Source organism: Variovorax sp. CCNWLW225 (genome assembly GCF_037204045.1).
Taxonomy (GTDB): domain Bacteria; phylum Pseudomonadota; class Gammaproteobacteria; order Burkholderiales; family Burkholderiaceae_C; genus Variovorax.
The window spans coordinates 69409-87608 of record NZ_JBBCBV010000002.1 but is presented as its reverse complement, the minus strand read 5'-3'; the positions used below and the strand labels follow the sequence as shown (position 1 = coordinate 87608).

Below are 18200 nucleotides of genomic sequence, written 5' to 3'. Positions count from 1 at the left end.
TGTCCGCGCGCGGTCAACCGAATGAAAAGGAAAACGCTTCCGCACCGGGATCGAGAAACTCGATCTCGAAGAGCCGGTCGGCAACCGGACCGGCCTGGCGGATCAGCTGGTACATGCGTGGGTAGTCGAGCGTTCCGTAGCCCTGCTCATCCACATCCACGCCGCGCGACGCACCCGGCGGCTTGCCGTCGATGCGCACTCGAAAGCGCACGGGCGTGCCGCGAGCCGCTGGCCCCGGCCCCATCACCAGATGCAGGTCGCGCGCCTGAAAGCGGTAGACGATCCGCCCCTTCGCCGCTTGCGAGGTGGCGGATTCCGGCCCGATCGTCCAGTCACCGGACAGGGCCCATCGATTGGACGCAAGCCTCGAAGGTGAGGAGTAAAGCTGGCGCCTGTCCGGCACAACGCCCCCGGGAGAAGCAAAGTACTGGATGCGTGCATACCCGACATAGTTCTCCGGCGACTTCAGGTTCTTCCAGTCGGCGGCGGCCTCCGCGCCCCCAGCGTTTACCGCGACCAGATCGGCGCTTGCCGCAGGCGAGTCCGCCTCGGACAGGAGCTGCTGGATGATTCGTTCCGAGCGGGCGTAGTCGCCTTCGCCGAACTGGTGGGCCCTGATTTTTCCCTGGGCGTCTATGAAGTAGAGTGCCGGCCAGTACGCGTTGCCGAATGCGCGCCAGATCCGGTGGTCGCTGTCGATCACCACCGGGTAGCCCACGCCGATGTCTTTCACCGCCCGGCGAACGTTGCCCGCATCTTTTTCGAAATCGAATTCGGGCGAATGCACGCCGATGACCACCAGCCCCTGGCTTCTATATTTGTCGAACCAGGCCCTGACATAGGGATACTCGCGCCGCCAGTTGATGCACGAGTAAGTCCAGAAATCGATGAGCACCACCTTGCCGCGCAAGCTTTCCGCGGTCAGCGGCGGCGAGTTGAGCCATTGCTCGGCGCCGTCGAGCGAACGCAGGCCGCGCCCGGAAGATGGGTCCTGAGTCGAGGAAGCCCATGCCGATGCAATCGGCTGCGGCGCGACCCCGCCGCCGGTCACGGCAATCATCGACGCCAGCACCATGCCGCAAGCAAGCAGCTTCATGGAGAGATCTCCGTCGGTGGCCGTGCCGCTCAGCGCAACGGCCTGAACGCCGCGCGGATCTCCGCGCTGAAGAGCTCGGGCTGCTCCCAGGCGGCAAAGTGGCCGCCCTTGTCCACCTCGTTGAAATAGATCAGCTTGTGATAGCTGCGCTCCACCCAGCTGCGCGGTGCGCGATAGATTTCACCCGGAAACACCGTGACCGCCGCGGGCAGCGAAATGCTCACCGCATTGAAGTTGTTGGCGTTGTTTTCCCAGTAGAGCTGGGCCGCGGAAGTTGCCGTTTTCGTGACCCAGTAGAGCGTGATGTCGTCGAGCATCTCGTCTTTCGTAAAGGCCTTGTCGGCATTGCCGCCGCTGTCGCTCCATTCGGTGAACTTGTCGTAGAAGAAGGCGGCCAGCCCTGCCGGAGAGTCCTCAAGGGCATAGCCCAGCGTTTGCGGGCGCGTCACCATCATTGCGGCGTAGCCCGCGCCCTTTTTGTACAGATAGTCCATGGCCTCGAAGGCGGCCCTCTCCTTTTCTGAAAGGCCCGCGGGCGCGGGCTCGCCGTTGTTCAGGGCCTTGGCCACGTCGGGCGGTATGGTTGCGGGCATGTTGACGTGGATCCCCAGCAAGCCCTCCGGCGCCTGAAGAGCCATCTTGTCGGCGACGACCGAACCCCAGTCGCCCCCCTGCGAAACATAGCGCTTGTAGCCCAAGCGCTTCATCAGCACGTCCCAGGCGCGCGCAATGCGCTCGGGGCCCCAGCCAGCGCGCTTCGGCTTGCCCGAAAAGCCGTAGCCCGGCATCGAAGGCAGCACCAGGTGAAAGGCGTCCTCGGCCTTGCCTCCGTACGCGGTCGGGTCTGTGAGCGGGCCGATCACCTTCAGCATCTCCATCACGGAGCCGGGCCAGCCGTGGGTCATGATGAGCGGCATGGCATTGGGGTGCCGCGAGCGCACGTGCGCAAACTGGATGTCGAGCCCGTCGATTTCGGTCACGTACTGCGGCAGCGCATTGAGCCGCTTCTCGATCTTGCGCCAGTCGTACCGGGTGCCCCAGTAGTGCACGAGCGGCTTGATCTTTTCCAGCCGCACGCCCTGCGAGAGATCGTCCACCGTTTCGCGCTCGGGCCAGCGCGTGGCCAGCACGCGGCGGCGCAGGTCGGTCAGCACGGCCTCGGGAACGTGGATGCGAAACGGCCGGACCGAAGTGTCGCCCGTGGGCGCGCGTTGCGCAGGAAAAGCGCTCGCAGCGGGCCCTTGAAGATCGTCGCCGGTGGTCTTCTGCGCCAACGCGGAAGAAGAAGACGAGAGAGCGCCGAATCCGGCGCTACCGGCGGCCGCGGAAGCCGCGAGAAAACGGCGCCGGGTGGTGGGCGCGGTTGCTGAAGACATGGTCATCGTCCTTCCAGTGTGAGTGTTCGGTGAGGTGCGCGCGCAATGGCATGCGAGGCACGCAGCGATCAAAGCAGAACGACTCGGGACCGGCCATTGCACGAAGGTGTCGGTGGCACCAAACACCGCCGTCGATACCTTCGTTCAATCGACGGCTTGCCTTCGCTCTGGTGTCATGCCTTTCAGAAAACCCTTTTGTCCCCAACACATGGAGTTCAAGATGAGCAAGGTTCAGAGCCATGAAAAAGCGGCCAGTGGTGCAAACGGCGATGCGGTCGAGATGAAGCTCGAAGTTGTCGTGCTGCCGGTGGCCGATGTCGATCGCGCCAAGCGCTTCTACGCAAACCTGGGGTGGCGGCTCGACGCCGACTTTGCCAACGCCGACGGCCTGCGGGTGGTACAGCTGACGCCGCCGGGTTCGCCCTGCTCGGTCATCTTCGGCAAGAACGTGACCGCGGCGGTACCTGGATCGGTGCACGACCTGATGTTGGTGGTGAGCGACATCGAAGCCGCCCGTGCGCATCTGATTGCAAAGGGCGTCGAGGTCAGTGCGGTGTTCCACGACGCGGGCGGTGTGTTTCATCACGCCGGAACGGCGGCGCGCGTGCCGGGCCCCGATCCGCAGCGACGCTCTTACTGCTCGTGGGCATCGTTCTCCGACCCGGATGGCAATGGCTGGCTGCTGCAGGAAGTGACGACGCGGCTCCCCGGCCGCGTGTAGCGCGCATTGCACCAGCAGCGAGTAGCCGCCATGGACGTCGCAGCCCTCACCGCACTGCTCCGCGAAACGGAGCTTCACCACGGCACCTACGAAGCAAGCGCGCCCAAGCACCACTGGTCGGACTGGTATGCAGCCTTCATGGCAGCCCGCACACGGGGCCAGACGATCGAGGAGGCAAAGACCGCCGCCGCGCTTCACATGCAAGAGATTCTTCGCACCCGCTCCCTCCTGGAGAGACCATGAACACAGCCACTTCGCAGATCAAGCTCACGCAACACACACCGGCGTACTGGACCGCCACGTTCGACCATCCACCCATCAACGTGATCGGGCCGCCGACCATCGTCGAGCTCGACGCGCTGATATCGCGACTCGAGACCGATCCCGAGGTTCGCGTCGTGGTGTTCGACAGTGCCAACCCGGAGTTCTTCCTGGCGCACTACGACATGTTCGTCGACAAGGCGATCACCATGGCCATGAAGCCGGGACGCTCGGGCATGCACCCCTGGCTGGACGTGCTGACGCGGTTGAGCCGGGTGCCTGCCGCCACCATTGCCTGCATCCGCGGCCGTGCGCGCGGCGCGGGCAGCGAATTCGCGCTCACCTGCGACATGCGCTTTGCCAGCCGCGAGAAGGCGGTGCTTGGCCAATTCGAAGTGGGCGTGGGCGCGGTTCCCGGCGGCGGCCCCATGGCGCGCCTGCCGCGGCTGATGGGCCGCGGTCGTGCACTCGAGGTGCTGCTCGGCGCGGACGACTTCAACGGCGAGCTGGCCGAGCGCTACGGTTACGTGAACCGGGCCTTGCCCGACGACGAACTGCTGCCCTTCGTCGATGCGTTCGCACGCCGGCTGGCCGGCTTCGACAAGCGCGCCATTGCCGAGACCAAGGCCTTCGTCGACCAGGCCAGCCTGCCGCCCGACAGCGAGCTTCCGCCGGCGCTCATGGCCTTCTATGCATCGGTTGCCAGGCCCGAGACGCGGGCCAGGTCGGCGGCGTTGGCCGCCAAGGGACTGCAAACGCTTTCCGACGTCGAGCTGCGGCTGGGCCACCACGTGGGCCAGTACGCCGCCCCTTCGCAGGCCTGACCAAGGCCGCAAACCCCACGGAGAAAACCAATGATCACTCTCAACGTGAACGGAAAGAACCGCGCCCTCGATGTTCCCGCGGACATGCCGCTGCTGTGGACGCTGCGCGACGTGCTGGGCATGACCGGCACCAAGTTCGGCTGCGGCATGGGGCTGTGCGGCGCATGCACGATCCACATCGACGGGCAGCCGGCGCGCTCCTGCCTCACCCCGGCTTCGGCCGCGGTGGCAAAGAAGATCACCACCATCGAAGCGATCGGCGCCACGCCGGCAGGCAAGAAGATCCAGGCGGCCTGGCTTGCATCGGACGTGCCGCAATGCGGCTACTGCCAATCAGGCCAGATCATGTCGGCCTGCGCACTGCTCGCGGCCAACGCCAAGCCGAGCGACTCTGACATCGACGCGGCCATGTCCGGGAATATCTGCCGCTGCGGCACCTATCCCCGCATTCGCGCGGCCATCCACCAGGCCGCCGGCTCGGCCAGGGAAGGCGCGAAATGAAAACCCGATCAATCGACACCTCCACGGTCGCCCCGGCCTCCCGCCGAGACTTTCTCGCGGTTACCGCAACTGGCGCGCTGGGCGCAATGGCCGCCGCGAGCGGAGGATTGCTGCTTGGCTTCGGCCTGCCCGCGCGCGCAGAGATACGCGACACCCTCACGACCCAATCGGCCTTCGAGCCCAACGCCTTCTTGCGCATCGACCGCACCGGCAAGGTCACGTTCGTCATGCCCGTCATCGAGATGGGGCAAGGCACCTACACCTCCGTGCCGATGTTGATTGCCGAAGAGCTCGAGGTGGATGTCGACAAGGTTGCCATCGAGCATTCGCCGCCCGACGACAAGATCTACGTCAACCCTTTGATCGGCGTGCAGATGACAGGCGGTTCCACCGCCATTCGCGGCACCTACATTCCGCTGCGGCGTGCGGGTGCAACGGCGCGCGTCATGCTGGTCACGGCGGCGGCCGCTCGCTGGAAGGTCGAGCCCTCGGCCTGCCACGCCGAAAACGGCCAGGTGGTGCACGGCGCCACCGGCCGCCGGCTGGGCTATGGCAGCCTGGTCGACGCCGCCGCGAAGCTGCCGGTGCCCGAGAACGTTGCGCTCAAAGAGCCGCGCGACTTCAAGCTGATCGGCACGCCGCATCGGCGGCTGGACACTTCGGGCAAGGTCGACGGCAGCGCAAAGTTCGGCATCGACAGCCGTCTGCCGGGCATGAAGTTCGCCGTTGTCGCCGCGTCGCCCACCTTCGGCGGAAAGCTGGTTTCGCTCGACGAGGCAAAGGCCAAGGCGGTGCCGGGCGTGACCCAGGTGGTGCGGCTCGGCGATGCGGTTGCGGTCGTGGGCCGCCACACATGGGCTGCCAAGCAGGGCCTCGCGGCCGCCAACCCGCAGTGGGATGCGGGGCCTAACGCGCAGCTTTCCACCGCAGACATCGTGGCGCAGCTTGCCTCCGCATCGCAAAAACCCGGCGTGCCCGCCCGGCACGACGGCGATGCCGCCGCCGTCATGGCACGCGCCGCACGCAGGATGGATGCGGTGTACGAGCAGCCTTTTCTTGCACACGCGGCCATGGAGCCGATGAACTGCACGGTGCACATCACGCGGGCCGGCTGCGACATCTGGGTCGGCACGCAGGTGCCGGGCCTCACGCAGGCTGCCGTCATGAAGGTGACGGGCCTGAAGCGGGAGCAGGTTCGCATTCACAACCACCTGCTGGGCGGCGGCTTCGGCCGGCGGCTGGAATTCGACGGCACCGTGCGCGCGGTGCAGATTGCGCAGCAAGTCGAAGGGCCCGTTCAGGTGCTATGGACGCGCGAGGAAGACATTCAGCACGACATGTACCGCCCGTACTACTACGACCGCCTGAGCGCGGGCGTGGATGCGACCGGCAAGGCGCTTGCCTGGACGCATCGCATCGCGGGCTCATCCATCGTGGCGCGCTACTCCCCGGCGTGGATCAAGAACGGCGTCGATCCGGATGCGGTCGATGGATCGGCGAACCAGCCCTACGGATTCAGCGACATCCATGTCGACTGGGTGGCACTGGAGCCGCCCGGTGTTCCGACCGCGTTCTGGCGGGGCGTGGGCATGACGCGTGGAACCTTCGCGGTCGAGAGCTTCGTGGACGAACTCGCCGCCCATGCGAAGCAAGACCCTCTGGCGTACCGCGTCGCCCTGCTCGACAAGAACCCGCGCGCCAAGGCCGTGCTGCAGCTTGCCGCGCAGCAGGCCGACTGGGGCAAGCCGCTGCCGGCGGGCCAGGCCCGCGGCATTGCGCTTTGCACGGGCTTTGGCAGCTACATCGCGCAGGTCGTGCAGGTGAGCACCGACAAGGACGGCACGGTGCAGCCGCTGCACGCGTGGTGCGTCGTCGACTGCGGCGTTGTGGTCAACCCCGACACGGTGAGCGCGCAGATGGAAAGCGGCATCGTATTCGGCCTGTCGGCTGCGCTGTACGGCGAGATCACCATCAAAAACGGCCGCGTGGAGCAGACCAACTTCGGCGACTACCGTGTGCTGCGCATCAACGAAATACCGCAGATCGACGTGCATATCGTCAAAAGCCTGGAAGCGCCTGGCGGCATTGGCGAGCCCGGCACCTCGTGCGTGATGCCCGCGCTGACCAACGCCATCTTTGCCGCCAGCGGCAAGCGGATTCGCAAGCTGCCCGTCGGGGAGCAGCTGCGCACGGCGTAGCAACGGTCCCATCGACTTTTCTTCAAGGAAAAACATCATGAGCATCGACTCCAAGGTTGCGGTGATCACAGGCGCATCCCAAGGCATCGGCGAAGCGCTGGTCAAGGCCTATCGCAAGGCGGGCTTTCGCGTTGTCGCCAACTCGCGTTCCATCGGCGCCGGCACCGATCCGGACATCCTGAACATTGCGGGCGACATCGCCGACCCGGCCACGGCCGACAAGATCGTCAGCGAGGGCCTGAAGCGCTTCGGCCGCATCGACACGCTGGTGAACAATGCCGGCATCTTCTCGGCCAAGCCTTTTACCGAGTTCACCCTGGCCGACTGGAGCAACAATTTGTCGACCAACCTGAGCGGCTTCTTCCACGTGACCCAGCGCGCGGTCAAGCAGATGGAGTCCCAGGGGTCTGGCCATATCGTCCAGATCACCACCAGCCTGGTGGACCAGCCCATCAACGGCGTGCCCTCGGTGCTCGCATCCATCACCAAGGGCGGGCTGAACGCCGCCACCAAGTCGCTTGCCATCGAATACGCCGCGCGCGGCATTCGCGTGAACGCAGTGGCCCCGGGCATCGTCAAGACGCCCATGAACCCGCCGGAGATGCATGCCGCGCTGGACAAGCTGCACCCGGTCGGCCGCATGGGCGAGATCAGCGACGTTGTGGGCGCGGTGCTGTTCCTGGAAAACGCGCCCTTCGTGACCGGCGAGATCCTGCATGTGGACGGCGGCCAGTCCGCCGGCCACTGGTAAACGCAGGCGCTACTTCGGCGATTGCCCGAGCTTGCCGGTGTACTCCGGCAGGCGTCTTTCAACGTCGGGGTTGGTCTGCAGGCCCAGTTCCATCAGCTCCGACAGCCGCTTTTGCGCCGCAGGGCGCTTTACCGAACCCAGGAAGGCCTCCCACTCGGCGCCGATCTGGTCGTTGGGCGGCAGGCTGTTGAGGTTGACCAACCCCTTGATGTCGGCAATCGTCTGTTTGTCAAACCGCGCGATGCGCCGCGCCATCGCGTCGACGAAGGCATCCAGCTCGGCGTCGGGCAGCGCACGGTTCACGTAGCCGTAGCGCTCTGCAAGCTCACCGCCAATGTCGCTGCCGGTCAACAGCACCTCCAGCGCGCGGCCGCGCCCCATCAGCCGTGGCAGGCGCGCCATGGGTCCGCCGCCGGGAACAAAGCCGGCGCCAATCTCGAACTGCGAGAGCATCGCCTTCTCGCGGCTGGCGAACCGCATGTCGCTGGCCAGCGCCAGCTCGCTGCCGACGCCGCTCGCCCGCCCGCGGATCAGTGCTATGGAAACCACCGGCGCCTTGCTGATCCGCACCAGCATGTCCGGCAGCTGCGGCAGGCCGGTCGGCCCCGGCGGCAAGCTGGTCGTGTCGGTGAGCGGCGGCACAAAGTCATAGTGCGTCAGAAAGAAGTTGGGCACGTCGCTTTCGAACACCACCACCTTCACTTGCGAGTCGGCTTCGATTGCGGTGACGGCCTTGTTCAGCTGCGGGGTCGTGTTCGGCCCATAGATGTTGAACGGCGGATTGTGAAAAGTCACTCGCCAATATTCGGGCGTCACGCGGGTGATGCGGACCTGGTCGTTGGCATCGGTGGCCGACCGCGGCTTTGCGGCTTGCGAGGCCTTCGAGGCGGCGCTCTGCGAATATGCAGGCGCAGTGAATGCAATGCCGGCGGCAATGACTGCCGCGGCGAGTAGGTGCAACTTCATGATGGTGAATCTCCAGGCGATGGTGAGGATGTGCGAGGTGCACGTCGTGAGCCGAGCTGCCGTCTTGCCGGCGCATCGTTTCCCGACCAGAAAGAATAGGAAGCGCCCGGGCGGGCGGCATCCCGCTCAATGCATACCGGCCGTCTTGGAGAAAGTCGTACATGAACGTATGGCTTCAGCCAGAGCAAGCACCCATCGCAAGAGCGCTTTCATTGCGGCATCAAGCAGGAAATCGCATCGCTGTTCGCTCGATTGGCCATGAGGGGCCGCCGACACACTGTGCCGGTCGCCACAACACAGAGTCAGCTCATGACCATCACGAACAACTTAACCAATCCCCTGGCACGAATGCTGGACAACGCGTTCACCAAATTCGACGTCGACAAGAACGGCAAGCTCAACGCCGAGGAGTACCGGTCTTTCTACGAGATCCTCAAGCCTGGCATTGCGGTGGACGAGAACGACAAGCTGTCCATCAGCGAGCAGGAATACAGAAGCCGAATGGACGGCAATTCGGACGGCGGCGTGAGCCGCACGGAGGTGCAAGGCACGGGCGTCCTGATGCCCGCCGAGCTCACCGGCGAGTCGCTGGAGTCGATGCTCCAGTATCTGCTTACCCAGACGAGCGCCAGCGCGCTGGCCGCCGCCAACCTGCTGGCCAAGGATGAAGCTGAGGCCGAGCCCGAAGCTGCGGCGCAAGACAAGATCCAGCCGGCGACCTGAAGCTCCCGGGCCGGGAGGCGACACCATCGTCCAATCGACAGGACCATGGCTGTGCGATGAGATGCGCGCTCACGCATCGCACCTCTGACCACAAGGAGCCTCCCATGTCCGTTCCGTTCAATCGGCCTCGCCGATCGTTTCTCGAAACCGCGGCCCTAGGCGTCGCAGCCAGTCCTTTCCTCACCGGCCTGCCCGCCATGGCGCAGTCTGCCGGTGCGCCCGCCCTCCCCCGGGCCGCGAGCGCGCGGCGCAGCTCGCCGCAGAAGCGCCTCGAGCCGCTCAGACGCATCGATGCCGGCGTGCTGAACGTGGCGTATTTCGAAGCGGGCCCCGCCAACGGCGACCCGGTGATCCTGCTGCATGGCTGGCCGTACGACATTCACACCTACGTCGACGTGGCGCCGATGCTGGCCGCGAGCGGCTACCGTGTGATCGTTCCGTACCTGCGCGGCTATGGCGCGACCCGCTTCCTTTCGGCCGATGCGGTGCGCAACGGGCAGCAGGCCGCCATTGCAGTGGACATCATCGCGCTGATGGACGCGCTGAAGATCGAGCGGGCGACGGTCGCTGGCTGCGACTGGGGTGCGCGCACCGCCTGCATCATGGCCGCGCTGTGGCCGGCGCGCGTGAACGCGCTGGTGTCGGTGAGCGGCTACCTGATCGGCAGCCAGGAGGCCGGCAAGATGCCGCTGCCGCCGCAGGCCGAGCTGCAATGGTGGTACCAGTACTACTTCGCCACCGAACGCGGCCGCGCGGGCTACGACCAGAACCGGAACGAGTTTGCCAGGCTGATATGGCAGCTTGCCTCGCCGAAGTGGGACTTCGACCCCACAACCTTCGAGCGCAGCGCGCAGGCTTTCGACAACCCGGACCACGTGAGCATCGTGGTGCACAACTACCGTTGGCGGCTCGGGCTTGCGGACGGTGAATCGAAGTATTCGGATCTCGAGGCGCGCCTGGCAAAAGCCCCCGTCATTGGTGTGCCGACCATCACGCTCGAAGGCGACGCGAACGGCGCGCCGCACCCTGAACCAGCCGCCTATGCAAAGAAATTCTCCGGCCCATACGCGCACCGGCTTATCAAGGGCGGCATCGGGCACAACCTGCCTCAGGAAGCACCCGAGGCCTTCGCGGCTGCGGTCGTCGATGCGGTGCGCCTATGAGCTCGCCTGCAGACAGCCGGTCGAGGCAGGCACACGCCACCGGCCTCATGGGAACCAGGCGCATCGTTACCGGGCTTTCACCGACAGGAAGAGCCATCGTCGTCTCGGACGGGGTTTCTCCCTGGGCGAACGACGCGTTGCATGTGCCCGGGCTGCGCACCGAGCTGCTCTGGCAGACGGCGAATCCACCACGCCTGCCATCGGTGATTGACGGCGACCCGGTGAACGGCGCAACCACGCTGCTTCCGAAGGCCGGCCGAACCAGCATTCAGGTTGTCACCTTTCCGCCCGATGCCTCGCCCGAGGCTGCGCTGGCGACGGAAGCCGAGCTGGGCTCCGATCTTGCGAAGGTATTCCCTGGACTGGCCGAGCGCTTCGAGCGCGAGAACCCTGGCATGCACGTCACGGACACCGTCGACTATTGCGTGCTGCTCGAAGGCGAGCTCCTGATGGAGCTGGACGATGGAGTGACCACGGTCGTTCGGCAGCATGACGTCGTGGTCCAGAACGGAACGCGGCACGGCTGGCGCAACCGCAGCAGCCAACCCGCAACCATGCTCTTCGTGATGTTCGGGGCGACCCGCTAGCCGCTCACGCTGCCAACAAGGCACAGGCACAACCCCGTCGGAGAACGCAGTGAATCCAAGCCACCAGCCCGGGCAAGACGCCTTCAGATCGGTGTTGCCGGAAGAAATCGATTGGAGGCCGTTTGCGGCGTTTCCGCCATCGGTCCGCCTCGCCGTCGTTGTCGGTGAGCCGGCCCGCCCAGGTCCGTATCTCATCAGGGTCAAGGTACCGTCGGGCGTCAGGCTCATGCCCCACTCGCACCCTGAAGACAGGCTCTACACCGTCATCTCCGGTGTCTTCTACATCGGCCTCGGGGAACGCTTCGATGCCGAGAAGCTGATGGCCTATCCGCCCGGCGCCGTGGTCGTTCTGCCCGGCAACACACCGCACTTTCATTGGGCGAAGTCTGGGGAGTACGTCACCCAGGTCACTGCCATGGGCCCCTTGGGCCTGCACTACCTGGATGCGCGCGACGATCCGCGCGACGCCGACGCCTGAACGTTCTTTAGGTTCGCCAACACCATCGTCCAATCGACCCCTTGTGCATGGTCTGGTGTGATGTCGATCCACACACGCGGCCGACGCTTCGCGCCAGATGTCCACTCACCGGAGAATTCGATGAACTACAGCCCAACTCGTCAATTGAACGTCCTGGTCAGGCACCCTGATCCCATCGTTCGCGCCGGCCTGATCGCGGCACTGCACCAGCATGCGGGTCCCGGCATTTCAGTGCACGACGTCGATGACCCGTCGCCGATGGGGCCGCCGATCGATGTGGTGATTGCGGACTACGACAACGCGATCCGCCTTGCCGACCCGGATTCGCGCAAGGCGGACCGCAGGCTTGCCGCCGCGCGCATCCTGGCCTTGACCGCCAACGACCGCGAGGGAGACATCCGGCGCGCCATTCAGGCGGGGGTGCACGGCTACCTGCTGCTCGGCGGCACGCTGGACGAACTGATCGAAGGCATCAGGAAAGTGGGCAACGGCGCAAGATGCCTGTGCCCGATCGTGGCTGAGCGCATCGCCGAGAGCCTGGCGGGTGAAACGCTCACGCTGCGCGAGAGCGAGGTGCTGCGGCTGGTCGCGGCCGGGCAGCCGAACAAGGCGATTGCGAGGCAGCTTGCCATCGAGCTGGGAACGGTGAAGTCGCATGTGCGCGCGATCATGACCAAGCTGGGTGCCATTTCGCGCACGCAGGCCGCCAGCATTGCGGTGTCGCGCGGGCTGGTGGCAGAAGCCCGGCCTGTTCAGCCGGTCTTCATGCCGCAGCGCCTGCACGCCGCCCAGGCAAGCGCGCAGTTCGCCTGAGCGCCGCGCGCACTACCCCACGCTACTGCGCTGCGCCGGCGCGCACCGGAAGCTTCCAGTCGGGTCTCACAAAGTGGCAGGTGTACCCGTTGGGAATGCGCTCCAGGTAGTCCTGGTGCTCTGGCTCCGCCTCCCAGAAAGGCCCGGCCGCCGCAACCTCGGTCACTACCTTGCCGGGCCAGATGCCCGATGCGTTCACATCGGCAATCGTGTCTTCGGCGATGCGCTTTTGTTCTTCGCTGGTGAAGAAAATGGCCGACCGGTAGCTGAGCCCCATGTCGTTGCCCTGGCGGTTGAGCGTGGTCGGGTCGTGGATCTGGAAGAAGAACTCGAGCAGCTTGCGGTAGCTGATCTTCGCGGGATCGAAAACGATCTCGATGGCTTCCGCATGCGTGCCATGGTTGCGGTAAGTGGCATTCGGAACGTCGCCGCCCGTATAGCCCACGCGTGTTGAAACAACGCCTTCATATCGGCGGATCAGGTCTTGCATGCCCCAGAAGCAGCCGCCTGCGAGGATTGCGCGTTCGTTGTTCACTTGATGTCCTCCACTTGATTGAGGTAATCGCCATAGCCCTGCGCGGCCATGTCGTTGCGATGAATGAAGCGCAGCGATGCCGAGTTGATGCAGTAGCGCAGGCCGCCCCTGTCCCTGGGGCCGTCTGGAAAAACATGGCCCAGGTGGCTGTCGCCGTGCGCCGAGCGAACCTCGGTGCGCACCATTCCGTGCGTGGTGTCGCGCAACTCGTTCACGTGCGCAGGCTCGATGGGCTTGGTGAAACTGGGCCATCCGCAGCCCGAGTCGTATTTGTCCGACGAGGCGAACAAGGGCTCGCCCGAAACGATGTCGACGTAGATCCCGGGTTCCTTGTTCTCCAGGTACTCGCCGGTTCCGGGTCGTTCGGTTGCACTTTGCTGCGTCACGCGGAATTGCTCCGGTGACAGCGCGGCAACGGCTTCAGGCGTCTTGCGGTAGTCGGGCATTCGGGTTCTCCAATGAAGGCTCACCAAAGGTGAGCGGGACTCAATGATCTTGGGATCTTCGCGCGAATGACAAGCCCTGCAAGCCCGTGTGTCCTTCGGCGGATCCGGGCATGTGACTTCTTCGGGATTCGCGGCGCCGCTGCCAAAAATAGACTGGTCTTCGGTGCCCGCTCCCGGCGACGCCCACAGCTTCATTTCCAAACTCATTGAGGTATATCGCATGAGCAAGATCCTGATGGTCCTTACTTCGCACAACACGCTCGGCAACACCGGCCGTCCGACCGGCTTCTGGCTCGAGGAATTCACTGCGCCCTACTACGTGTTTCTGGACGCGGGCGAACAGATTACCGTGGCCTCGCCGAAGGGCGGGCAACCGCCCATCGACCCCAAGAGCGACGAACCCGGCAACCAGACCGACTCGATGACGCGCTTCAAGGGCGACAAGGCCGCGCAGGCCGTGCTGGCCAGCACTGTCAAGCTTTCGGACATGAAGGCGTCGGACTTCGACACCGTCTTCTACTCGGGCGGCCACGGCCCGATGTGGGACCTGGCCGAAGACCCGGTTTCGATTGCGCTGATCGAATCGTTCTACAACGCTGGCAAGCCTGTTGCCGCGGTGTGCCATGCGCCGGGCGTGCTGCGCCACGTGAAATACCAGGGGCAGCCGCTGGTCAAGGGCAAGCGTGTGACGGGGTTCACCAACACCGAGGAAGAGGAAGTGCAGCTGACCAAGGTGGTGCCGTTCCTCGTCGAGGACGAACTCAAGCGGCTCGGCGGCCGCTACGAGAAGCTGGGCAACTGGGCGCCCTTTGCCATTACCGATGGCCTGCTGGTCACCGGCCAGAACCCCGCTTCGTCGACCACTGCTGCGCAGGCGTTGCGCAAGCTGCTGGCGTAAGCCAAGGGCCGCCGGGGCAATCTGGTTTTTCAGAGCTCCGGCGGTTGCGCGTCTTTCTTCAATCCCGCCGGAGCTTAGCCGCCAGCTCCCCCAGGCTCTCGCCAAGCACGCGGTTGAAGGCCGGAAAAGGACGAATGACATCGGCGAGCACGTCCAGCGGAACGCCCTGCTTGATGGCCAGCACAAGCTCTCCCAGCCCTTCGCCGGCGCGCGGGCTGACCCATGTCGCGCCGATCAGCACTCCCCGCGCGCGATCGCCGACCAGCTTCAGCGCGCCCCCATGAAAGTCGTGGATGTAGCCTCTTGCGGTCTCGGCCGGGTCGGCCCGGGCCACGATCACGTCGATGCCCTGGGCACGCGCCGCGGCCTCTGAAAGCCCGACCGAAGCCACCTCCGGATCGGTGAAGGTCACGCGCGGAACGGCCGTGTGATCCGCCCGCGCATCGATGCCCCGCAGCCGGCGCGCCACGATCTGGCCGTGGTAGTAAGCCAGGTGCGTGAAGCCGCCCAGCCCCGTCACGTCGCCGGCGCCGTAGACGCCGGGCTGCGCCTCGAGCGTGGCCGGGTCCACCTTCAACCAGCCCCGCTGCGTTTGCGCAAGCCCAGCCCCGCGCCAGCCTGCGGTGTTGGGCCGGCGGCCCGTGGCCACCAGCAGCCGGTCGGCGCAGACCAGGGCTCCCGACTTCAGGTGCACGACCACGGCCGAGTCCGGCGGCGAAGGTTGCCCAGGCAACCCGTGCGCCCTGCGCTCGACGGCCACGCAGGGGTCGCCGACCATCAGCCGGATGCCGTCCGCCTCCAGGTGCCGCCTGAGCGCCTGCCCTGCCTCCGGCTCTTCAGCGCCGAGAAACTGGGGGCCCGCCTCGATCAGCGTCACGCTGCAGCCAAGCCGGGCATAGGCCTGCCCCAGCTCGATGCCGACGGGCCCCGCACCGAGCACGGCCATCGAAGCCGGCAGATCGGTAAGGATTGCCGCCTGCCTGCTGGTCCAATACTCGACCGTATCCAGCCCGGGAATGAGCGGCACCGCCGCGGTACTGCCATTGGCGATGACCACCGCGCGGCGCGCAACCAATTGCTCGTCTCCGATGCTCACGGTTCGCGGGTCCGCGAGGCGGCCCTCTCCACGGATCAGCGTGGCGCCGGTGGCCTCGAGCGCGGCAGCGGGCCGGCTGTCGTCGAGGTTGCGCGCCATCCAGAGCACGCGATCGCGAATCTTGGGCACGTCCGTGAGCCAATCGACGCGGGACGCCGCAAGACGGCGCGCGCGGTCGGCCTCGCTCAAGGTTTCACCCGAGCGCAGGAGCGTCTTGGAAGGCACGCATCCCCAGTAGGGGCACTCGCCGCCGACCAGCTCCCGCTCGACCACCGCGAGCGTGAGGCCGCTGCCTTGAAGGCCCGCGGCAATCGCCTCGCCGGCAACACCGCCACCGAGGCACACAACGTCGAACTCCTGAGCCATTCTCGATACCTCCATCAGCCGCCCGTGGGCGGCGCCTGCCAATCCGCTCCGGCTCCCAGGGAGCGGAGTGCGTTCGTGCATGGTGACGCGCGCGTCGATGCCGTGCACATGGCCATCACATCAGAAGGGCCGCACCAGGTCGATTGAACGATGGTGTCGCCCTGTCACACGTACCGCACTAATACCATCGTCTAATGGCAACCGGCACCTCGACATGGTGTGATTCCGGCCCGCCGCGTTCACAAATCGCTGCGAACCGCCACGGGTTTGCCGGAAGTTGGAAAATCCCTCCCGGCTGCCCGCGCATGCGCGTGGAACACACGGGCAACGGAGGAAAGATGACATCCTTGAGTGTTTCGATGAATCAGAAGGCATTGCCGGTAGCGCCGAAGCCGGCGCCCGTCGTCTTTGTCGTCGACGACGACATCTCGGTGCGCGAATCGCTCGAAGCGCTGATCCGCTTTGCCGGATGGCAGACCGTCACCTTCGAGAGTGCGCACCAGTTTCTCGCGCACCCGCGCGAGGCCGCACCAAGTTGCCTGGTGCTGGACGTGAGCCTTCCGGACCTGAGCGGCCTCGACCTGCAAAAGCGCATGGCCCTGGAGCACGCCGACCTGCCGATCATCTTCATTACCGGCTACGGCGACGTGCCGATGACCGTGCAAGCCATGAAGGCCGGCGCCGTGGAGTTCCTCACCAAGCCGTTGAGCGATGAAGCGCTGCTCGGCGCCATCCAGAGCGCGCTCGAACGCAGCGAAGCGGCGCTCGACCAGGAGGCGAAGATGGGCGAGTTGCGCAGCCGGTACGTCTCGCTCAGCCGCCGCGAAGTTGAAGTGATGACGCTGGTCGTGAGCGGGCTGCTGAACAAGCAGGTCGGCGACGAGCTTGGCATCAGCGAGATCACGGTCAAGGCGCATCGGGGCAGCGTCATGCGCAAGATGGGAGCCGAATCCTTGCCGGACCTGGTGCACATGGCCGCCAGGCTCGGCGTTGCACCACCGCGCGATGGCAGCCCGTCGCGCCGCGGCCGGCTTCGAGCAGGCATGCCGCTGGCTTGATGCGATGCGCCCGCCCTGCTAGAGCGCGGAGATGGCCGCGACGATCTGCTCGGTCGTGACGATGGCACTTGCATAGTTGGGCATGTTGACCTCCAGCGCGGCGTGCATCTGCTCTTCCGTGTAGCTGGCGGTTGCATCCCTCACAACCGTCACCTCGTAGCCGATCTCGGCCGCATAGCGCACCGTGGCCTCGACGCAGGTGTGGGCAACCATGCCGACGACGATGAGCTGGTGAATGCCGTGCTTGTTCAGCTGCAGCTCCAGGTCGGTATTGGCAAAGCCGCTGGAGCACCAATGCTCCTGGGCGACGATCTCCCCTGGCAGAGGCGTGAATTCCTTGCGGATCTCGCCGCCCCAGGTTCCAAACTCGAAGCTTCTGCGCCGCCATGCCGCACGCTGGATGGGCGCGATGTACTTCCAGGTTTCGAAGTCGCCGGGCCGATACCGGTGGTGCATTGCATAGAAGACCTTGAGCCCCGTCTTCCGTGCCGCTTCGAGCACCTGCAGCATGTTGGGAATGCAACGGTTCGCCTCGGCAACGCCCTTCACGCGGTCCCATATCTTGCCGCCCTCGGAGATGAAGTCGTTGTACGGATCGATCAGCAGGAGGCCGGTCAGCGCCTTGTCATAGGTAATGGTGTCCATGGTCTTGCGCGCTCGCTCAGGTGGCCATTCGGCTCAGGGCGTGGCGCTCGATGCTCTTGGCAAAGCAAGGCGTCTCTTGGCGGTTGTGGGCTTCCGAGATGGGCCGGCGGTTGGCCTGGAACACGTCGCGCGGAATGCCCTGCTGCGCAATCATTTCCAGCAGCTCGGGCGTGAACGAACTGTGGACCGTGTTCGTGAACTCGCAGCTGTGGGCGTCGATCTTCTTGACGCTCAGGTCCCAGATCACACCCACCTTGGTGCGGCCTGTCGGCGTGAAGATGTCCGACTTGGACACGAGCCGCAGGTGATCGGGCTTTCCGATCTCTTCGACGTAGTGCTGCACCATCACGCTGCCGCCCAGTATCTCGACGTTGATCGACATGCGGCGCCCGTCGGGCGTCGCGGTGGTGCCGCAGGCGTTGTGTGCCGGCGAGGCCTGCTGGTATTCGAACTCGGGCAGCGTGAAGCACCAGTCGGTGATATCCACCTTCTCGATCGGCGCATTGATGATGGCCGAGAAGCTCGACTTGACCAGGGTGTTGTCGTCCATGTAACTACTCCTTCAGGGTTGATTCGCCTCGCGGACAGTGCGAGGCGATTCATCGAAGCGTAGGCAGCCGCAGCGTGCGCGGCATCACGCTGCCGCCGTACCCGCGGCTCGGTCCGAAGACCGATGTCCGCCGCAAGTGCTCCGCCAT

At 65.4% G+C, this 18200-nt stretch carries 21 protein-coding genes; 13 read left to right on the top strand and 8 right to left on the bottom strand.

All coding sequences use genetic code 11. The features are described 5' to 3' along the window. Nucleotides 1–13: 13 nt before the first annotated feature. Both V9L20_RS05100 and V9L20_RS05095 read right to left on the bottom strand, forming a co-directional pair. Nucleotides 14–1096: a thioredoxin family protein gene (locus V9L20_RS05100; protein WP_443098546.1), complete on the bottom strand. Its 1083-nt coding sequence runs from the start codon at nt 1094–1096 to the stop codon at nt 14–16. Between the two features lie 29 nt (nt 1097–1125). Next, nucleotides 1126–2472, bottom strand: a complete 1347-nt coding sequence (locus V9L20_RS05095) for an epoxide hydrolase family protein (RefSeq protein ID WP_443098545.1) — start codon at nt 2470–2472, stop codon at nt 1126–1128. A 220-nt stretch (nt 2473–2692) separates the two neighbouring features. Here V9L20_RS05095 and V9L20_RS05090 point away from each other — a divergent pair, with 220 nt between their 5' ends. The 6 genes from V9L20_RS05090 to V9L20_RS05065 are packed head-to-tail and all read left to right on the top strand — an operon-like array spanning nt 2693 to nt 7728. Then, nucleotides 2693–3193 (top strand): VOC family protein, encoded by a 501-nt coding sequence (locus V9L20_RS05090; RefSeq protein ID WP_337295756.1) that lies wholly within the window; start codon nt 2693–2695, stop codon nt 3191–3193. A gap of 30 nt (nt 3194–3223) precedes the next feature. Next, nucleotides 3224–3436, top strand: coding sequence for a hypothetical protein (locus V9L20_RS05085; protein WP_337295755.1), 213 nt, complete (start codon nt 3224–3226; stop codon nt 3434–3436). Beyond that, nucleotides 3433–4278 carry an enoyl-CoA hydratase/isomerase family protein gene (locus tag V9L20_RS05080; protein ID WP_337295754.1) on the top strand — a complete coding sequence of 282 codons (846 nt, stop codon included), beginning with the start codon at nt 3433–3435 and terminating at the stop codon, nt 4276–4278. The genes V9L20_RS05085 and V9L20_RS05080 overlap by 4 nt, the downstream gene beginning before the upstream one ends. A gap of 30 nt (nt 4279–4308) precedes the next feature. Beyond that, complete coding sequence (locus V9L20_RS05075; protein WP_337295753.1) at nt 4309–4779, top strand: (2Fe-2S)-binding protein; 471 nt, start codon at nt 4309–4311, stop codon at nt 4777–4779. Next, complete coding sequence (locus tag V9L20_RS05070) at nt 4776–6977, top strand: xanthine dehydrogenase family protein molybdopterin-binding subunit (protein WP_337295752.1); 2202 nt, start codon at nt 4776–4778, stop codon at nt 6975–6977. The genes V9L20_RS05075 and V9L20_RS05070 overlap by 4 nt, the downstream gene beginning before the upstream one ends. A 37-nt stretch (nt 6978–7014) precedes the next feature. After that, nucleotides 7015–7728 carry an SDR family NAD(P)-dependent oxidoreductase gene (locus V9L20_RS05065; RefSeq protein ID WP_337295751.1) on the top strand — a complete coding sequence of 238 codons (714 nt, stop codon included), beginning with the start codon at nt 7015–7017 and terminating at the stop codon, nt 7726–7728. A 9-nt stretch (nt 7729–7737) separates the two neighbouring features. Here V9L20_RS05065 and V9L20_RS05060 read toward each other — a convergent pair whose 3' ends face one another. Further along, on the bottom strand, nt 7738–8694 hold the full coding sequence (locus V9L20_RS05060) for an enoyl-CoA hydratase/isomerase family protein (RefSeq protein ID WP_337295750.1): 957 nt from the start codon (nt 8692–8694) through the stop codon (nt 7738–7740). Between the two features lie 309 nt (nt 8695–9003). Here V9L20_RS05060 and V9L20_RS05055 point away from each other — a divergent pair, with 309 nt between their 5' ends. The 5 genes from V9L20_RS05055 (at nt 9004) to V9L20_RS05035 (ending at nt 12458) form a co-directional block, all read left to right on the top strand. After that, nucleotides 9004–9417: a hypothetical protein gene (locus V9L20_RS05055; protein ID WP_337295749.1), complete on the top strand. Its 414-nt coding sequence runs from the start codon at nt 9004–9006 to the stop codon at nt 9415–9417. Nucleotides 9418–9521: 104 nt separating this feature from the next. Further along, nucleotides 9522–10580 carry an alpha/beta fold hydrolase gene (locus V9L20_RS05050; RefSeq protein ID WP_337295748.1) on the top strand — a complete coding sequence of 353 codons (1059 nt, stop codon included), beginning with the start codon at nt 9522–9524 and terminating at the stop codon, nt 10578–10580. A 47-nt stretch (nt 10581–10627) separates the two neighbouring features. Next, nucleotides 10628–11167, top strand: a complete 540-nt coding sequence (locus V9L20_RS05045; RefSeq protein WP_337295747.1) for a cupin domain-containing protein — start codon at nt 10628–10630, stop codon at nt 11165–11167. A gap of 226 nt (nt 11168–11393) precedes the next feature. Then, a complete protein-coding gene (locus tag V9L20_RS05040; protein ID WP_337295746.1) occupies nt 11394–11645 on the top strand; it encodes a cupin domain-containing protein in 252 nt (83 codons plus the stop codon). Between the two features lie 120 nt (nt 11646–11765). Next, nucleotides 11766–12458 carry a response regulator transcription factor gene (locus V9L20_RS05035; protein WP_337295745.1) on the top strand — a complete coding sequence of 231 codons (693 nt, stop codon included), beginning with the start codon at nt 11766–11768 and terminating at the stop codon, nt 12456–12458. A gap of 22 nt (nt 12459–12480) precedes the next feature. Here the strand turns inward: V9L20_RS05035 and msrA are convergent, their stop codons facing one another. After that, entirely contained in the window at nt 12481–12993 is a 513-nt protein-coding gene (msrA, locus tag V9L20_RS05030) for a peptide-methionine (S)-S-oxide reductase MsrA (RefSeq protein ID WP_337295744.1), read from the bottom strand. Further along, nucleotides 12990–13439, bottom strand: coding sequence for a peptide-methionine (R)-S-oxide reductase MsrB (msrB, locus tag V9L20_RS05025; protein WP_337295743.1), 450 nt, complete (start codon nt 13437–13439; stop codon nt 12990–12992). Before msrB ends, msrA begins: the two co-directional genes overlap by 4 nt. 220 nt (nt 13440–13659) lie before the next feature. Here msrB and V9L20_RS05020 point away from each other — a divergent pair, with 220 nt between their 5' ends. Beyond that, nucleotides 13660–14337 carry a type 1 glutamine amidotransferase domain-containing protein gene (locus V9L20_RS05020; RefSeq protein ID WP_258506197.1) on the top strand — a complete coding sequence of 226 codons (678 nt, stop codon included), beginning with the start codon at nt 13660–13662 and terminating at the stop codon, nt 14335–14337. Between the two features lie 58 nt (nt 14338–14395). Here V9L20_RS05020 and V9L20_RS05015 read toward each other — a convergent pair whose 3' ends face one another. Beyond that, nucleotides 14396–15799, bottom strand: a complete 1404-nt coding sequence (locus tag V9L20_RS05015; RefSeq protein ID WP_337295742.1) for a dihydrolipoyl dehydrogenase family protein — start codon at nt 15797–15799, stop codon at nt 14396–14398. Between the two features lie 359 nt (nt 15800–16158). On the opposite strand from V9L20_RS05015, the gene V9L20_RS05010 reads away from it, so the two are divergent. Continuing rightward, nucleotides 16159–16857 carry a response regulator transcription factor gene (locus tag V9L20_RS05010; RefSeq protein ID WP_337295741.1) on the top strand — a complete coding sequence of 233 codons (699 nt, stop codon included), beginning with the start codon at nt 16159–16161 and terminating at the stop codon, nt 16855–16857. An 18-nt stretch (nt 16858–16875) separates the two neighbouring features. On the opposite strand, the gene V9L20_RS05005 is transcribed toward V9L20_RS05010, so the two are convergent. After that, the gene (locus V9L20_RS05005; RefSeq protein ID WP_337295740.1) at nt 16876–17502 is read right to left on the bottom strand and encodes an isochorismatase family cysteine hydrolase; all 627 of its coding nucleotides are present in this window, start codon (nt 17500–17502) and stop codon (nt 16876–16878) included. Nucleotides 17503–17518: 16 nt separating this feature from the next. Beyond that, entirely contained in the window at nt 17519–18052 is a 534-nt protein-coding gene (locus tag V9L20_RS05000) for a hypothetical protein (protein WP_337295739.1), read from the bottom strand. Nucleotides 18053–18200 lie beyond the last annotated feature (148 nt).

Excerpts from the sequence above, each read along its gene's own strand:
- V9L20_RS05100 (WP_443098546.1), bottom strand. The coding sequence starts at position 1,096 with ATGAAGCTGCTTGCTTGCGGCATGGTGCTGGCGTCGATGATTGCCGTG.
- V9L20_RS05095 (WP_443098545.1), bottom strand. The coding sequence starts at position 2,472 with ATGTCTTCAGCAACCGCGCCCACCACCCGGCGCCGTTTTCTCGCGGCT.
- V9L20_RS05090 (WP_337295756.1), top strand. The coding sequence starts at position 2,693 with ATGAGCAAGGTTCAGAGCCATGAAAAAGCGGCCAGTGGTGCAAACGGC.
- V9L20_RS05085 (WP_337295755.1), top strand. The coding sequence starts at position 3,224 with ATGGACGTCGCAGCCCTCACCGCACTGCTCCGCGAAACGGAGCTTCAC.
- V9L20_RS05080 (WP_337295754.1), top strand. The coding sequence starts at position 3,433 with ATGAACACAGCCACTTCGCAGATCAAGCTCACGCAACACACACCGGCG.
- V9L20_RS05075 (WP_337295753.1), top strand. The coding sequence starts at position 4,309 with ATGATCACTCTCAACGTGAACGGAAAGAACCGCGCCCTCGATGTTCCC.
- V9L20_RS05070 (WP_337295752.1), top strand. The coding sequence starts at position 4,776 with ATGAAAACCCGATCAATCGACACCTCCACGGTCGCCCCGGCCTCCCGC.
- V9L20_RS05065 (WP_337295751.1), top strand. The coding sequence starts at position 7,015 with ATGAGCATCGACTCCAAGGTTGCGGTGATCACAGGCGCATCCCAAGGC.
- V9L20_RS05060 (WP_337295750.1), bottom strand. The coding sequence starts at position 8,694 with ATGAAGTTGCACCTACTCGCCGCGGCAGTCATTGCCGCCGGCATTGCA.
- V9L20_RS05055 (WP_337295749.1), top strand. The coding sequence starts at position 9,004 with ATGACCATCACGAACAACTTAACCAATCCCCTGGCACGAATGCTGGAC.
- V9L20_RS05050 (WP_337295748.1), top strand. The coding sequence starts at position 9,522 with ATGTCCGTTCCGTTCAATCGGCCTCGCCGATCGTTTCTCGAAACCGCG.
- V9L20_RS05045 (WP_337295747.1), top strand. The coding sequence starts at position 10,628 with ATGGGAACCAGGCGCATCGTTACCGGGCTTTCACCGACAGGAAGAGCC.
- V9L20_RS05040 (WP_337295746.1), top strand. The coding sequence starts at position 11,394 with ATGCCCCACTCGCACCCTGAAGACAGGCTCTACACCGTCATCTCCGGT.
- V9L20_RS05035 (WP_337295745.1), top strand. The coding sequence starts at position 11,766 with ATGAACTACAGCCCAACTCGTCAATTGAACGTCCTGGTCAGGCACCCT.
- msrB (WP_337295743.1), bottom strand. The coding sequence starts at position 13,439 with ATGCCCGACTACCGCAAGACGCCTGAAGCCGTTGCCGCGCTGTCACCG.
- V9L20_RS05020 (WP_258506197.1), top strand. The coding sequence starts at position 13,660 with ATGAGCAAGATCCTGATGGTCCTTACTTCGCACAACACGCTCGGCAAC.
- V9L20_RS05015 (WP_337295742.1), bottom strand. The coding sequence starts at position 15,799 with ATGGCTCAGGAGTTCGACGTTGTGTGCCTCGGTGGCGGTGTTGCCGGC.
- V9L20_RS05010 (WP_337295741.1), top strand. The coding sequence starts at position 16,159 with ATGAATCAGAAGGCATTGCCGGTAGCGCCGAAGCCGGCGCCCGTCGTC.
- V9L20_RS05005 (WP_337295740.1), bottom strand. The coding sequence starts at position 17,502 with ATGGACACCATTACCTATGACAAGGCGCTGACCGGCCTCCTGCTGATC.
- V9L20_RS05000 (WP_337295739.1), bottom strand. The coding sequence starts at position 18,052 with ATGGACGACAACACCCTGGTCAAGTCGAGCTTCTCGGCCATCATCAAT.